16 protein-coding genes and 2 pseudogenes are annotated in these 12,554 nt (G+C 56.1%); 5 read left to right on the top strand and 13 right to left on the bottom strand.

The annotated features are described in order from the left end of the window. Positions 1–16 precede the first annotated feature (16 nt). Positions 17–481 carry a DUF2846 domain-containing protein gene (locus AMM41_RS20015; RefSeq protein ID WP_089963498.1) on the bottom strand — a complete coding sequence of 155 codons (465 nt, stop codon included), beginning with the start codon at positions 479–481 and terminating at the stop codon, positions 17–19. A gap of 453 nt (positions 482–934) precedes the next feature. Here AMM41_RS20015 and AMM41_RS20010 point away from each other — a divergent pair, with 453 nt between their 5' ends. Beyond that, the gene (locus AMM41_RS20010; protein WP_089963495.1) at positions 935–1,255 is read left to right on the top strand and encodes a helix-turn-helix domain-containing transcriptional regulator; all 321 of its coding nucleotides are present in this window, start codon (positions 935–937) and stop codon (positions 1,253–1,255) included. Between the two features lie 29 nt (positions 1,256–1,284). On the opposite strand, the gene AMM41_RS20005 is transcribed toward AMM41_RS20010, so the two are convergent. From AMM41_RS20005 to AMM41_RS19970, 7 genes are all read right to left on the bottom strand, one after another. After that, positions 1,285–2,364, bottom strand: a complete 1,080-nt coding sequence (locus tag AMM41_RS20005) for a tetratricopeptide repeat protein (RefSeq protein WP_089963493.1) — start codon at positions 2,362–2,364, stop codon at positions 1,285–1,287. Then, entirely contained in the window at positions 2,361–3,125 is a 765-nt protein-coding gene (locus AMM41_RS20000; RefSeq protein WP_089963492.1) for a hypothetical protein, read from the bottom strand. The genes AMM41_RS20005 and AMM41_RS20000 overlap by 4 nt, the downstream gene beginning before the upstream one ends. Positions 3,126–3,168: 43 nt before the next feature. Further along, the gene (locus tag AMM41_RS19995; RefSeq protein WP_194944899.1) at positions 3,169–3,663 is read right to left on the bottom strand and encodes a chlororespiratory reduction 6 domain-containing protein; all 495 of its coding nucleotides are present in this window, start codon (positions 3,661–3,663) and stop codon (positions 3,169–3,171) included. 160 nt (positions 3,664–3,823) lie between these two features. Then, a complete protein-coding gene (locus tag AMM41_RS19985; protein ID WP_089963488.1) occupies positions 3,824–4,279 on the bottom strand; it encodes a putative toxin-antitoxin system toxin component, PIN family in 456 nt (151 codons plus the stop codon). Continuing rightward, the gene (locus tag AMM41_RS19980; protein ID WP_194944898.1) at positions 4,263–4,526 is read right to left on the bottom strand and encodes a type II toxin-antitoxin system Phd/YefM family antitoxin; all 264 of its coding nucleotides are present in this window, start codon (positions 4,524–4,526) and stop codon (positions 4,263–4,265) included. Before AMM41_RS19980 ends, AMM41_RS19985 begins: the two co-directional genes overlap by 17 nt. Positions 4,527–4,755: 229 nt before the next feature. Continuing rightward, positions 4,756–5,349, bottom strand: coding sequence for a DUF6088 family protein (locus tag AMM41_RS19975; protein WP_089963485.1), 594 nt, complete (start codon positions 5,347–5,349; stop codon positions 4,756–4,758). A 49-nt stretch (positions 5,350–5,398) separates the two neighbouring features. Beyond that, complete coding sequence (locus AMM41_RS19970) at positions 5,399–5,896, bottom strand: chlororespiratory reduction 6 domain-containing protein (RefSeq protein WP_089963483.1); 498 nt, start codon at positions 5,894–5,896, stop codon at positions 5,399–5,401. Positions 5,897–6,003: 107 nt separating this feature from the next. Between AMM41_RS19970 and AMM41_RS19965 the strand changes: the two genes are divergently transcribed. Then, on the top strand, positions 6,004–6,417 hold the full coding sequence (locus tag AMM41_RS19965) for a hypothetical protein (RefSeq protein ID WP_194944897.1): 414 nt from the start codon (positions 6,004–6,006) through the stop codon (positions 6,415–6,417). Between the two features lie 20 nt (positions 6,418–6,437). Beyond that, positions 6,438–7,214, top strand: coding sequence for an HNH endonuclease (locus tag AMM41_RS19960; protein ID WP_089963480.1), 777 nt, complete (start codon positions 6,438–6,440; stop codon positions 7,212–7,214). 45 nt (positions 7,215–7,259) lie between these two features. Here the strand turns inward: AMM41_RS19960 and AMM41_RS19955 are convergent, their stop codons facing one another. Then, complete coding sequence (locus AMM41_RS19955; protein ID WP_089963479.1) at positions 7,260–8,153, bottom strand: J domain-containing protein; 894 nt, start codon at positions 8,151–8,153, stop codon at positions 7,260–7,262. 167 nt (positions 8,154–8,320) lie between these two features. Between AMM41_RS19955 and AMM41_RS22405 the strand changes: the two are divergent. Beyond that, positions 8,321–8,515 (top strand): annotated as a pseudogene (locus tag AMM41_RS22405) (J domain-containing protein); the annotation flags it as partial. 715 nt (positions 8,516–9,230) lie between these two features. On the opposite strand, the gene AMM41_RS19945 reads toward AMM41_RS22405, so the two are convergent. From AMM41_RS19945 to AMM41_RS19935, 3 genes are all read right to left on the bottom strand, one after another. Further along, a complete protein-coding gene (locus AMM41_RS19945) occupies positions 9,231–10,793 on the bottom strand; it encodes an IS66 family transposase (protein ID WP_089963537.1) in 1,563 nt (520 codons plus the stop codon). A gap of 94 nt (positions 10,794–10,887) precedes the next feature. Continuing rightward, positions 10,888–11,220: an IS66 family insertion sequence element accessory protein TnpB gene (gene tnpB, locus AMM41_RS19940; RefSeq protein ID WP_194944896.1), complete on the bottom strand. Its 333-nt coding sequence runs from the start codon at positions 11,218–11,220 to the stop codon at positions 10,888–10,890. Beyond that, positions 11,217–11,627 carry a transposase gene (locus tag AMM41_RS19935; RefSeq protein WP_089963477.1) on the bottom strand — a complete coding sequence of 137 codons (411 nt, stop codon included), beginning with the start codon at positions 11,625–11,627 and terminating at the stop codon, positions 11,217–11,219. Before AMM41_RS19935 ends, tnpB begins: the two co-directional genes overlap by 4 nt. Before the next feature lie 84 nt (positions 11,628–11,711). On the opposite strand from AMM41_RS19935, the pseudogene AMM41_RS19930 reads away from it, so the two are divergent. Then, a pseudogene (locus AMM41_RS19930) lies at positions 11,712–11,897 on the top strand (ATP-binding protein); the annotation flags it as partial. A gap of 222 nt (positions 11,898–12,119) precedes the next feature. On the opposite strand, the gene AMM41_RS19925 reads toward AMM41_RS19930, so the two are convergent. After that, on the bottom strand, positions 12,120–12,554 hold a 435-nt coding region (locus AMM41_RS19925), incomplete at its 5' end, for an IS630 family transposase (protein WP_194944894.1).

Below are 12,554 nucleotides of genomic sequence, written 5' to 3'. Positions count from 1 at the left end.
GTCCAAAAACGAGAGGTCAGCGTGGGGCGCTGCAGGTGCCTGTTTTGGCCATATTGAGTTTGGCAATGGCCGCTCTGCCTCGCGCTTCCGAGACTCTTTCAAGGTTTGCGCCCTCCACCACCAAACCAACCCTGGTGTATTGGCGAATGAAATACGTCTGACCCGATTCGACCATCAACTCCATCGCGTTGGGCGAGAACTCGGACTCGGTTTCAATCTTGTGCTTTCTGCCGCCTTCCACTTCGGTGTAGAAAAAGACATCCGGGCCACTTTCACCCAGGCACTTGCCGTTGATCCAAAGGTCTTTTTTGAGCATCTTGCCCATCCAGCTGTCACGGTAGATGTAGAGGCCCGCTTTGCCTTGACTTGGCGCGTTGAACTCTTTGGACTTTGACGATGAATTTTGGGGTGCCATCTCGACGGTGGCGCATCCAGAAACCACCAGGGTGGCCGCCAACAGCAAAGCAGAAATTGTTTTCATGGTGAGGATTGAGTCGTGAAAACCTTGACAGTTTCACACTTTATGATGATCTTAATAGCAAATTTTATTTTAAAGATACTTCCAAATAACCTATTTATTGTTTCCATTTGTGTACTCCACCGGGACGAATCCTTGCTGCGACACCCATTGCCGCAGCAGCAACTCGGGCTTTGAAAATTAACGGCCAAGGCCGCATCACTCAGACGGCGCAACCAAAGCCACCAAGCCCATGCTCATGGCCTCCAGCTCGGGTTCGGGAAAACCGTGCTGATCGAACAGCGCGTTCATGCCTGCAAAGGCCTGATTCAAAAAGCCGGGCAGCATCCCCACCACTGAATGGAAACACCATTGGTAACAAATGCGTTACCCTTAACCAAGGAATTATTGGCCGAGTACAAGGCCCGAAAAAAAGTAACGCACGCCAACACAAGCGCCAAGCACAAGAGGTAACCCATGGCACTGACCAGAAACTTCAAAGACACTGTCGTCGAGCGCGTTCAGAGCGACGCATCTTTTGCACAGGCACTCCTGGATGAAGCCGCCACTTTGTTTCTTAACGGCGAACCCGAAACAGCCCGGCTAATTTTGCGAGACCTGGTCAACGCCACCATGGGCTTTGAGCAACTGGCCACATTGACGGCCAAGCCCAGCAAAAGCCTGCACCGGATGCTTTCGCCCAAAGGCAATCCCAGCATGGACAACCTTGCGGCCATTTTCAGGGCCGTGCGCGAGAGGCTTCAGGTCAGCCTGTCTGCGCATTCGGTTGCGGCTTAGAGCCTGAGCAAGCCACCGTTACCCAGGATTCAGCGCCCTTTGTAAGCCTTCAAAGCCACCGCATATTCCTTCGAAAAATCCGCCCCCAGATCCGCTGTCGGGTCCACCCGCTGGAAGGCCGCGTACATGATGGCCAGCAGCTGCAGGCCTGAGAACTCGCCCGGCAAACTCTTGAGCGTGTATTGCTTGGCTGGGTTGTTGATGTCCAGCCCAGACTGGCCCTTCAAAGCGATTTCGAGGGCGATGCGCTGCATGTCCTTGGGGCCGACTTTGTCGAAGGTGCGCAGCGCATCGGTGATGTAGGCCAACACGTCCAACCGCAGGCCACCGACAGCGCCCTCTTGCAGACCCTTGTGCGCCAGGCGCGTGCGGGCTTTTTCGGCCTGCTCCACCACGGGCGATGTCGGGTGCTCCTTGATGATCCGGTTGAACAGACCATCGGCTTCGCGGTCGGCATCGACCGTGTCCAGGTCGGACAAGCCCAGCGCCAAGCCGTAAATGCTTTGCGGGTCATCGGGCATCAGGGCCAGCGCATTGCGCAGGTAGGCCACGCCCTCTGCCGGGCGCTTCATGGCCAGCAACATGCCGCCCAGGTTGCGCTGTGTGTAAGCGTCTTTCGGGTTGAGGCGCAGCGCTTCGGTGAAAGCCTCTAAAGCCTGCTCCGGCTTGCGCATGCGGTGGTACGCGTTGCCAATGCCAATCCACGAATGCGCGTGCTTCGGGTCCAGCTGCACGGCCCTTTTCAGGCGAATGATCGCTTCGTCGAACTGGCCCAACTCGCTGTAGCAAAGCCCCAGGTTGTAGAGCACGGCGGCATTGTCCGGCTCGTCCTTGTTGACCGCTTCCAGGTAAGGCACGGCCTCGGCCAGCTTGCCCGCCTTGAGCATGGGCATGATCATGTCCAGTGCATCGGCATCACGCGGGTAAGTCATCACGCCGATTTCTTTGTCATCGACGGTGACGATGGCGCTTTGACCACTGGCCGCGTACTCGGCCGCGAAGTGCACCCCCACCGCCATCTTGAAAGCCTCGGAGCCAATCTGCCGCGCATCGGCGGGCAGCAGGTTCAGGTCGAAGCGGTGCAGCGGGATTTTGAATTCAGAAATCATGAGAGGATTTTGTAAGGACGCCACTGGTACCAGGACGACATGCCCAGCGCTTGCGCCCAGGCATCGATGAGGGTGCGGTCGTGCTCGGGGCCTTGCGGCACCGCAGCGCCCGCATCGCGCAAAGCCTCGCCCACGCCCATGACGCCCGCAGCCCGGTAAGCAATTGCAAGAACGCTGGTGCCCAGCAGCTGGTCGGCCAACAAGGCATAAGCGGCAGGCATGCCCAGCAAAGGCACGGGCACCGTCAAGCGGCCCATGGCCATGGACAAGAGTTGGAGGTTTTCTTGCTGAATTTGCAACATACCGACACGCTGCACATCACGCAGAGTTGGATACTCGTCATGCAGCCACTGGTCCACCCGCATGCCCACCGGGTACGACAGCAGCGTCATCAAAGCCCATTGCTCCACCTTGCGCGCGAACATGGGCACGCGCTCCAGGTCGGCGTCGGGCAGCGACTGCCCACTGGTCAACAAGGTGGCCACTTGTTCCGTGCCCTCGCCCGTGTCGGTGAAGTCGAAACGCATGTCGGGCGGCAAGGCGTAAAAGCGCAAGGCATAAGCGCACTGGTACGCGACCCAATAGTCCAGCGGCCCACTGCCCGGCCGGTAACGCAACACATGGGCGGCGGCACCGTGGCGGGCTTTTTGAAGGGTGGCTTGGATGCTGAGCGAACTGTCAGGCTGAAATTCGATGGGACACCCGCTGAGGGCTTCAACCCGCTGCACGATGCCCAGCGTCTCTGGGCGTAGATTTTTCATGGGGTGATTATCGGGGCTTTGAAAGCGGACGGACAAGGCCGCATCACTCAGACGGCGCAACCAAAGCCACCAAGCCCATGCTCATGGCCTCCAGCTCGGGTTCGGGAAAACCGTGCTGATCGAACAGCGCGTTCATGCCTGCAAAGGCCTGGTTCAAAAAGCCGGGCAATAACGCCGGATCGATGAGCACCGCGCCACGGCCGGGAAACTCCACGCCGCAGCAGCACGAACCCAAAATCTTGATGCTGTCGTCCACCTGGTTCAAAAAGAAACCCCAGTAAGGCCACTGGGCGGCCAGCCGCTTGAGGAAGTGGCGCACCTCGGGAATGTCCACCAGCTCACGCGGGTCGTGGTTGTAGCCGTCCACCACCAGACTCATCTGCCCCCGGTAGAGCCAAGCATCTTCACGCGTGGCGGTGAACACCTTTAGTGAATCCAGCACCGAAGCCAGATCTTGTTGCTCCACCTGCCGCCTGGAAATCAACAGGACAACAGGGTCGGTCACGCCTTTGCGCAGGTCAAGTCGGGGTGGGGTCATGGGCGGGTATTTTGTCAGCTACTCTTTAAACAATAGGCTTTGAGCAACTGGCAGCATTGACGGCCAAACCCAGCAAAAGTCTGCACCGGATGCTTTCGCAAAAAGGCAATCCCAGCAGGGACAACCTCGCGGCCATTTTCAGGGCCATGCGCGAGAGGCTTCAGGTCAACCCGTCTGGGCGTTCGGTTACGGCTTTCGACAGAATTTGTTGTTTGAAATCGGCCAACTGGAGAATTTGCACCCCACGGAACGGGTGCATCTCTAGCAAGTGAACATCACTCGAGACAAGAACATCGGCTTTTGCCGAAATGGCCAGCTCCAAAAATTTATTGTCCTTTGGGTCTCGGCATTCTGTGACAGGTGTGGTGGCCTCGATCAAAATCACAGATTCGCGGAAGAGCCTCACCCACATCAAGCGATGCTCAAGGGGCCTCCACGCATTGAACTTTTCACGCGTCAGAACCGTTGCAAGTTCATTGAAAGTGTCCACCGAACAAAAAACATCATGCTCAAGAACAGCACGACGAAAAATTTTCGCTGGCTCACGGTCTGGATTCAGACAAGCTGGGATGAGCGAACTCGTATCGAAGACAACTCTTTTACGGGCGTAACTCATGGACAAGCTTGTTTAATTGTTCAAGTGTGAGATTTGGAGCGTCAGCATTGGCAGATGGCATGGCATCCATGAACTGCACCAGTTTGCGGGCGTTGTAGTCGCGCAGAGCTTCGGTAGCGAGCGAATACGGAAGAATCATCATGGTTGGCGTGCCGTATTGGGTGACAGCCACAGGCTCCCCGCTTTTCACGATGTTGGCAATCGACCCGAATCGGTTTTGCACTTCTACGGACGATAGCGTTTTCATGGTCTTATCCTCTGTTGGGTTAGGTAACCTAGACATGTTATCCATGTTAGTCAGAATGGCAAGCAAAAAAAGCCTTACCTCACCAAGACCTGTCATTCATTCGTTTATCGTTTTTTCAAGCCAAAAACCCCAAATGTCTTTTTCAAGCAAATGGGGCGGCCGGCCCGTGGCCGCTGCGGCAACTTCGAGTGCTTCGGCTTGATCTGCGCGGCTCAGTGCGAACCAAGGCTCAGCCACCAGACACCTCACTGACAGCCTTGGCCATCCAGCTGGGCAACAGGTTTCTGGCACCGCGCATGGCGGCCCATTCTTGGGTTTCCAACACGCCATGCAGCGTCTGCAACGCAGCTGGCGCATGGTCTGGCCCCAGCCACAAAAGCGCACGAATGGCTTGGCCTGCAGGGCGTTTGCCCATGATCATTTGCCAACGGTTGCCGTGTTTGAGTTCCACCACGCGATGGCCCAAATTCAGGCGACGTGATGGCCCTGTCGTCAGAAAAATCTCTTTGATCGGCACCTGAGTCGTTAGACCCAAAGCATTGGCCTCGGCTGCGCCGCTGGGCACCACCACTTCACCGCTGGCCGCTTCAATCGCCTCGACAACGGATTCGGTAGAAGGCGGGCGCACACCAAATCGACCCTGCACAGGCAGGGCGTACACGCCACGCCCCACCCTCAAAAGCAGCCCCTCTTTGGTCAAACGGGTGAGCGTTTGGTCAATGGCAGCCCGAGTCCCCAGGTGAAGGAATTCCTTGGGCGACAGCAAGCCCCCCTCTGGCAGGGACTGGGCGACTGACAAAACAGCTTGCGCAAGTTGACTCATGGGTTGGCCTCAATTTGTCAGAAGTATATGAGAGTTTCTGACAACACGCCTATTCTTCAGACGGCGCGATCAAAGCCACCAGCCCCATGCTCATGGCCTCCAGCTCGTGCTCAGGAAAACCGTGCTGGTCGAAGAGCGCGTTCATGCCTGCAAAGGCCTGGTTCAAAAAGCCGGGCAGCAGCGCCGGATCGATGAGCACCGCGCCACGGCCGGGAAACTCCACGCCGCAGCAGCACGAACCCAAAATCTTGATGCTGTCATCCACTTGGTTCAAAAAGAAACCCCAGTATGGCCACTGGGCGGCCAGCCGCTTGAGGAAGTGGCGTACCTCGGGAATGTCCACCAGCTCACGCGGATCTTGGTTGTAGCCATCCACCACCAGACTCATCTGCCCCCGGTAGAGCCAAGCGTCTTCACGCGTGGCGGTGAACACCTTGAGTGAATCCAGCACCGAAGCCAGATCTTGTTGCTCCACCTGCCGCCTGGAAATCAACAGGACAACAGGGTCGGTCACGCCTTTGCGCAGGTCAAGTCGGGGTGGGGTCATGGGCGGGGATTTTGACGCAAGCTGGCGCGTCAACCCAGGCAAAGCCCTGGTTACGTCGCTCCAGTTGTTTCAATACGCTGCACTTTTCGACTTTACGAGGAGCCACGATGATCACTGAGGACACCACACCCCGCAAACGCTTTCAATGTGGCCAACGCCCAGACAGACCGGGCATGTACCTGGCGCTATTTCATGGACGCGAGGGCAGAAGAGAGCAGATGAACGAATTTGGATTTGCTGGTCCCTTGCTGGGACCGCTGCGGTATTGCCACACAACCTACCTGTCCGATATCAAAATATTATTCGAAGATCTGGAGGACGCGCGGCTTTGTTGCGGCTGTGACGAGCGCGATGTGATTTTGTCCGTCGTCGATGACATGATTCACTTTGAAAACGCCTACTATGGCGATTGGTCGGTATTCACCATGGACGCGGATGAGTGTCAACGACCCAATGACACCTTCAGGAACAAGCCGCGAAACAACCTCATGTTTGGCCATCGTAGCCATGAGGATGGGTAATCACAAGAACGGGGAGCCACATGTCAATCGTCAATACCTGGACGCGCAACGAAACATTGGCGGCGTTTCACATTTACCTGCAACTGCCGTTTGGCCAGCTGCATCGCAACCAACCCCGCATCGTGCAGTTGTCGCAGTGGATTGGGCGCACCGCCAGCGCTGTGGCCATGAAGCTGGTCAATTTGGCCAGCCTCGACCCTCAAATTGTGGCCAGTGGCCGACGCGGCATGGGCAATGCATCCAAGCTGGACCAACAAATTTGGAACGAGTTTTTGGTGGCCAACGACCCCGTGGTGACCGAAGCGGCCACGTCCTTTGGCCACTATGCAGAACAAAACGGCCTGCCGCCCTTTGTGGACGTGTTGGACGAAGTGTCCGACATTGCAGAAGGCAAAACCACCACGGCCATCGTGCAGGTGCGCGTCAACCAAGCCCGGTTTCGCCGCGCCATCTTGGCCAGCTACAACGCCACCTGCTGCATGAGCGGCCTGCGCGTGCCCAAGCTGCTGGTGGCCAGCCACATCGTGCCGTGGAGCATGGACACCCAAAACCGCCTGAACCCCAGCAACGGCCTGTGCCTGTCAGCCCTGCACGACCGGGCCTATGACCAAGGGCTGATCACGGTGTTACCGGACTTCACCATCCGCGTGGGCGAAGCGCTGCGTCACGCTGAGTTGGACCCGTTTGCACAAACCAGCTTGGCGCAATGCCAAGGGCAAGCGATTCGCCTGCCGGAACGCTTTCGGCCTGCGCCTGCGTTTTTGGAGGTGCATGCGAGGCGGTTTGGCTTTTTGTAAGTTGTGTGGCGGAATTCGATGATTAACTGATGATCAATGGCGGTGTCAGCAAAGGTTTTCCTTGACCCATTTAACAAGCTGCTCTGGGCTTACATGCTCCAAAATCGGCACTTCGCCGGGAAACCCGGACGCACTCTTTTTGTAAAGGTTGTATTTCGCCGCAAACGAAAATAAACCGGTGCCAATTGAAAATATTACAAAGCCAGATAATTCAGCCAGTTGCTTGGCCGAGTTCACATGGCCATGAATTTCGACTTCACGTTTCAGACTTTCAATTTTCTGGTTGCTCTCTTGGTGTTGCTTGAAACTATCAAGCTTGAATTGATTCTTCACCTTCTTGATGATCAGATGCGGATCTAGCCCCGTACCCAACACCTCGATGTAATTATTCAAAGCACGGATCGCGTCGCGGTGGCCCATTTCTATGAGTGTCTTTGCGAACCGAATGATGTCTGGCTGAGTGCCAAAATGCGCCACCAAAAACTTTCTCTCCATATCGTTTGCAATCGTTTCGCGCTGATCAAATTTTTTGCTCTCGATCATCAAAACCACGAACTCAAACGCCAGACGGTGAGCAGTTTTAGACAAGCGTTTTCTGATCACGGCAAGATCAGGAAGAACTGCAACTGCAACCTCCCATCTGGATTCCAACTCCACCAGCGCAGCATCAAAAGCTTCATCGACCTTTTCCGAATCAGCCCCCATACTGCTCGTCGTTGACTGATTCGTCTGGTCGTAAGCTCGTCGCTTTACAGGATCACCCAGAATGCCGTACGCAACATTGATCTCTGCCATTTTTCGTGTTGCTTCATTGACGTCACCTTTCCACCGGTCTGGGTGGTACATGCTGGCAAGGGCTCGGTATGCTGCAGTAATGACAACCTGCTCTGCATCACGCATGACACCTAAAATACGGTAATGATCTACGAATTGAGTCATGTGTAAGTATCGATTGCCTGGAAATGGGCTGATCATAAGACCACAGAAACCACCAACAACCCTATTTGTGACCGCTAACAAAAACTTGACCGCATCTAGTGGTTTTGTGGCTCAGGTGCATTGAGTCACAACACGAACAACAATTGAATTAACTTCGGAACACTGCAATGGACGAGCACACCGACTTTTACCAAATACTTGGGGTCATGCCTGATGCGGAGCAGGTTGTCATTACAGCGGCTTACCGTGCACTAGCGAGCAGGTATCACCCTGATCGATGGGCCGGGGACAAGACCGAAGCTACACGCCGAATGAGCGAAATCAATGCCGCCTACGATGCTGTAGGCAGCCCTGAAAAACGAGCAAACTACGACCGTCTGAAGAGAACTTCGACAAGCACATTTGGTGAAAATTCCGAACAGGTTGATGCCGCATTTGATGAGGCAATGTCAAATCTTGAAGCAAGATGGCGGACGGCCGTTTCATTGATGCCAGACCTTCAGAACATTCGTGACCATCTGGCCAAGACAGCTCACAGGTTGGCTTTTGCATTCGTCGTGATCATGCTGGAAAGCAAAAAATTTCCACAGCGGATGGAAATTGCACAAACCATGGAGGTCAATTTCCTCGAGCGATATTTCGGAACAGACCAAGAAATCATCGTTTTTGCCAAGGATCTCATTGCAATAGGCAACAAGCAGGCAATCAAGGCGCTGAACAACTACGTAGATGTGGTCGGCTCAGAGGTTCCTGCTCAAACCATCATTCGAAAAGTTACCGATCAGTTTCAACTGAAGGTCTACAAGGCTAAACAAGTCGATGGGGAGCCCCTCCGAAAACTCAAAGAGAGTGCACTCCGCTGGGGTGACTTGGACGCGTGCCTAGGTTTAATTCGGGCCTCAGGCCTCGAGTACACAGAAGTCGGCGGAAGCATTTTCAAAAATACAAATTATGAAATATTTAGGAACGACCCAGCTTTAGGGAAAAGAGCCGTTTTGTTGCCACCATCAAACGCTATCAATCTAATCAGTTGGGTCCAGCGTAAGCGTACGGCGAACCCCTGCCCACCCACAAGTTTCAGCCGATTCTTTGCCCAGTCAGCTGCCAGCGGTGTGGCAGCAACTCTTGAATCCGCCTGTTGGGCCAGGTTGGCAGCTTCTCCATCACGTCCTTCAAGTACGCGTACGGGTCGTGACCGTTGAGTTTGGCCGACTGGATCAGACTCATCACCGCTGCCGCCCTTTGGCCCGCTCTGAGTGAGCCCGCAAACAGCCAGTTCTTGCGACCCAGGGCGATCGGGCGCATCTGGTTTTCAATCCAGTTGTTGTCTATCGGTATCTGTGCGTTGCTCAGGAACTGCGTCAGTGCTGTCCAGCGCCTCAAGCTGTAGTCAATCGCCCGCGCCGTGGCCGAGCCCTCGGGCACTTTGCCTCTTTGCTCCAAGAGACAGGCGTTCAGTTTCTTGATGACCTTGGCGCTTTCCTCTTGCCTGAGCTTGAGTCGGTTGGCTCCGTCCATGTCCTTGGCTTGCTGCTCCAGCTCGTACAACTGACCAATTTGCTCCAGCGCACGTTGCGCCATCTGACTCTTGTTGGCCGCATGCAGATCAAAGAACTTGCGCCTGGCATGCGCCCAGCAGCCAGCCTCCTCAATGGCGCCGCCCATGAGTTGCTTGTAGCCCGCAAAGTCATCGACCAGCAGCGTGCCGCTCCAGTCCTCAAGAAACTCGCCCGCATGCTTGCCCGCTCGGCTTTCGCAAAAGTCGTACACCACCGCCTTGATGTCTTCGTGTCTACCGGGGCTGTAGGCCCACAGGTAGGCCCTGTGCGTCTTGCCGTTGCGTTCGGCTTTGGGTTTGAGCATCTGCACCGTGGTCTCGTCTGCGTGAATGACCCAGTGCTGCAACACTTCTTGGCGCAGCGCATCGACCAGAGGCTGTAGTTGCACGCCGCAGCTGCCCACCCACTGCGCCAATGTGGAGCGTGCCAGGGGAACTCCGGCTCGGGCATAGATAGCCTCTTGACGGTACAGCGGCAAATGGTCGGCGTATTTGGCCACCAGCACCTGGGCCAGCAAACCGGTGGTGGCCAGGCCTTTGTCGATGATGTGCGCATCGACTGGTTTTTGTTTGAGCGTTTGGCAGCAAGCGCACACCCATTTGCCGCGCACATGGCGGTGCACCGTGAACACGCCGGGTGTGTAGTCCAGCTTATCGGCTACGTCCTCGCCCATGCGGCGCATGGGCTGCTCGCAGCATTGGGTAACTTCGGGCTCGTGCTTGAATTCTTGGCGTGGCAGCTGCTCGGGCAGTGGCAGGCGTTTGGGCTGACTGGGTGTACGTTGGGCGGCCGGGCGCATCTGCTCGATCTCTTCGCCCACAGCCTGCAGGTCTTCTTCCAGCGCGTCTTCGAGCAAGCTGCGCTGATTGGCATTCAGGGCCTCTGACTTGGCCGCAAACTTCAGCCGCTTGAGAACAGCCATCTCGAACGTGAGCTTGTCCAGCAGGGCTTGCTTGTGTTTGAGCTCGGTGGATTGCTGCTCGACCAATCGACTTTGTTGCTGCACAGTGCCCATCAACTGCTGCACCAGTTGGTGCATTTGCAGCTGGCTCATGCCGTCAAGATCGAGCGTTTCGTTCATGGGTGCAATCATCGCGTGCGCAAGGGCCTTTGACCATTGGCACATGTACCGATTGCAGAGGCTGCATCTGGCATTCAAGATCGGGCCACTGCAGTCACAGCACCGTGATCACCCCGGCAGGGCCCAGGCGCTGCCAAGGTAGGCCAACAACCAGCGCCTGGAGTTGTTCTGCGCTCAGGGTCAAACTGCCTCCAAGTCGGTTGCCCCAGACAAACTTGCCTTGGTTTAGACGGCGCGCGGCAAGCCATACACCCAGCCCATCGTGCACCAACACCTTCATGCGGTTGGCACGCTGGTTGGCAAAAAGGTAGGCATGGTGCGGATGGGCCGCGCCAAAGACTTGCACCACCCGCGCCAGGGCCGTATCGACACCGGCGCGCATGTCCAGCGGCAGGGTGGCCATCCAGATTGCATCGACGCGGATCATCGCAGCACCTGCAGTAAAAGTGAGGCGCACTCAGCAGCGCCAGACAGGGGCCAGGCGACCGACACCAAGGTGTCGCCCCGTTGGCAGCGCAGATCAATGGTCTGAGCAGTACAGCAAGCCGGTGCAGCTTGCAGGGCGCTCAGATCGAGCGCGATGAATCCAGCGCTGCTGGTCTGAGCAGATGCGGGCGGTGTGCTTGGGAAATGTGGGACATGTGAGCCGTGTTGGCGATGCTTTTGGAGCCAGCGGCGCAGTACGTTGGCATTCATGCCGTGGGCTGCCGCGATGGCACTGACGGATGCGCCGGGGAGTTGGCAGGAGGCCACCAATTCAGACTTGAACTGAGTGCTGTAGATGCGACGCGTGCGCGAAGGCGTTGAAGGGGTAGGAGTGTCTTGATTCATCATCGTGTCCACGTTGTTGTTGTGTGGCCAGGATGTTGCCGGGATGGCATTTGAATCTCAAGATGGGTTCACCGGACGCTTACGCCCCGCGCCCTGGTGGTGACATCGAACCGGGTGGTGCAGGACTGGGGCAAGTATCTGGGGGATGCCACGATGGCCAGCACGATTTTGGACAGGCTGATGCACCGCTGCGTGATGTTGGAGTTTGAGGGCAAGAGCTACAGGCTCAAGGAGGCGGCTGCTCGCTTGGCCATCCAGCCTGAAACGTCATAATCTGGCTGCGCTGCCTGGGGGAATTTGGGGTGGCCACGGGTGGGGGAATTTGGACTGGCCATCAGGGCAATACAGCACTTAGGTGATCGGTTACCCCCAAACTCCGATAACAAAGTTTAGAACTCGAATTTGGGGCATCCCAGCTTGCGATTTTGAGTATGAACTTCCCCCAAACTGGGAAAAGGCTTGAAATTGGCCGCAGCTCTTCGCTATTACTATTAGCTAGTGTAGTGTTGCATTCTGTTTGGAATTTAAGCGCTTGTTGGCACGAATGACCTTTTGCAAGATGTCGCGAGCGCTTTTTGTCCAGATGAAGGGCTTGGGATTTTTGTTGTGATGTGCGATGTATGCATCAATGGTGGCAATCAGTTGCGGCACGCTGGTGAATACGCCACGACGCAATTGCTCAGTCGTAATGTCACGGAAGAAGCGCTCCACCATGTTCAGCCACGATGCCGAGGTCGGGGTGAAGTGCATTGTGATGCGCGGGTGCTTGGCCAGCCACTCTTGAACAACTGGATGTTTGTGGGTCGCGTAGTTATCGGCGATCAGATGCAACGCCTTGTCTTTGGGCGTTTCACGGTCAATCTTCTTGAGGAACTTGAGCCACTCCACATGCGTATGACGTTGCTGGCAGGTGCTGATGACGGTGCCATC

It is taken from the genome of Limnohabitans sp. 2KL-3 (assembly GCF_001269405.1).
GTDB lineage: Bacteria > Pseudomonadota > Gammaproteobacteria > Burkholderiales > Burkholderiaceae_C > Limnohabitans_A.
The sequence above is the reverse complement of the archived record's forward strand: the minus strand, read 5'-3'. Positions and strand labels throughout refer to the sequence as shown.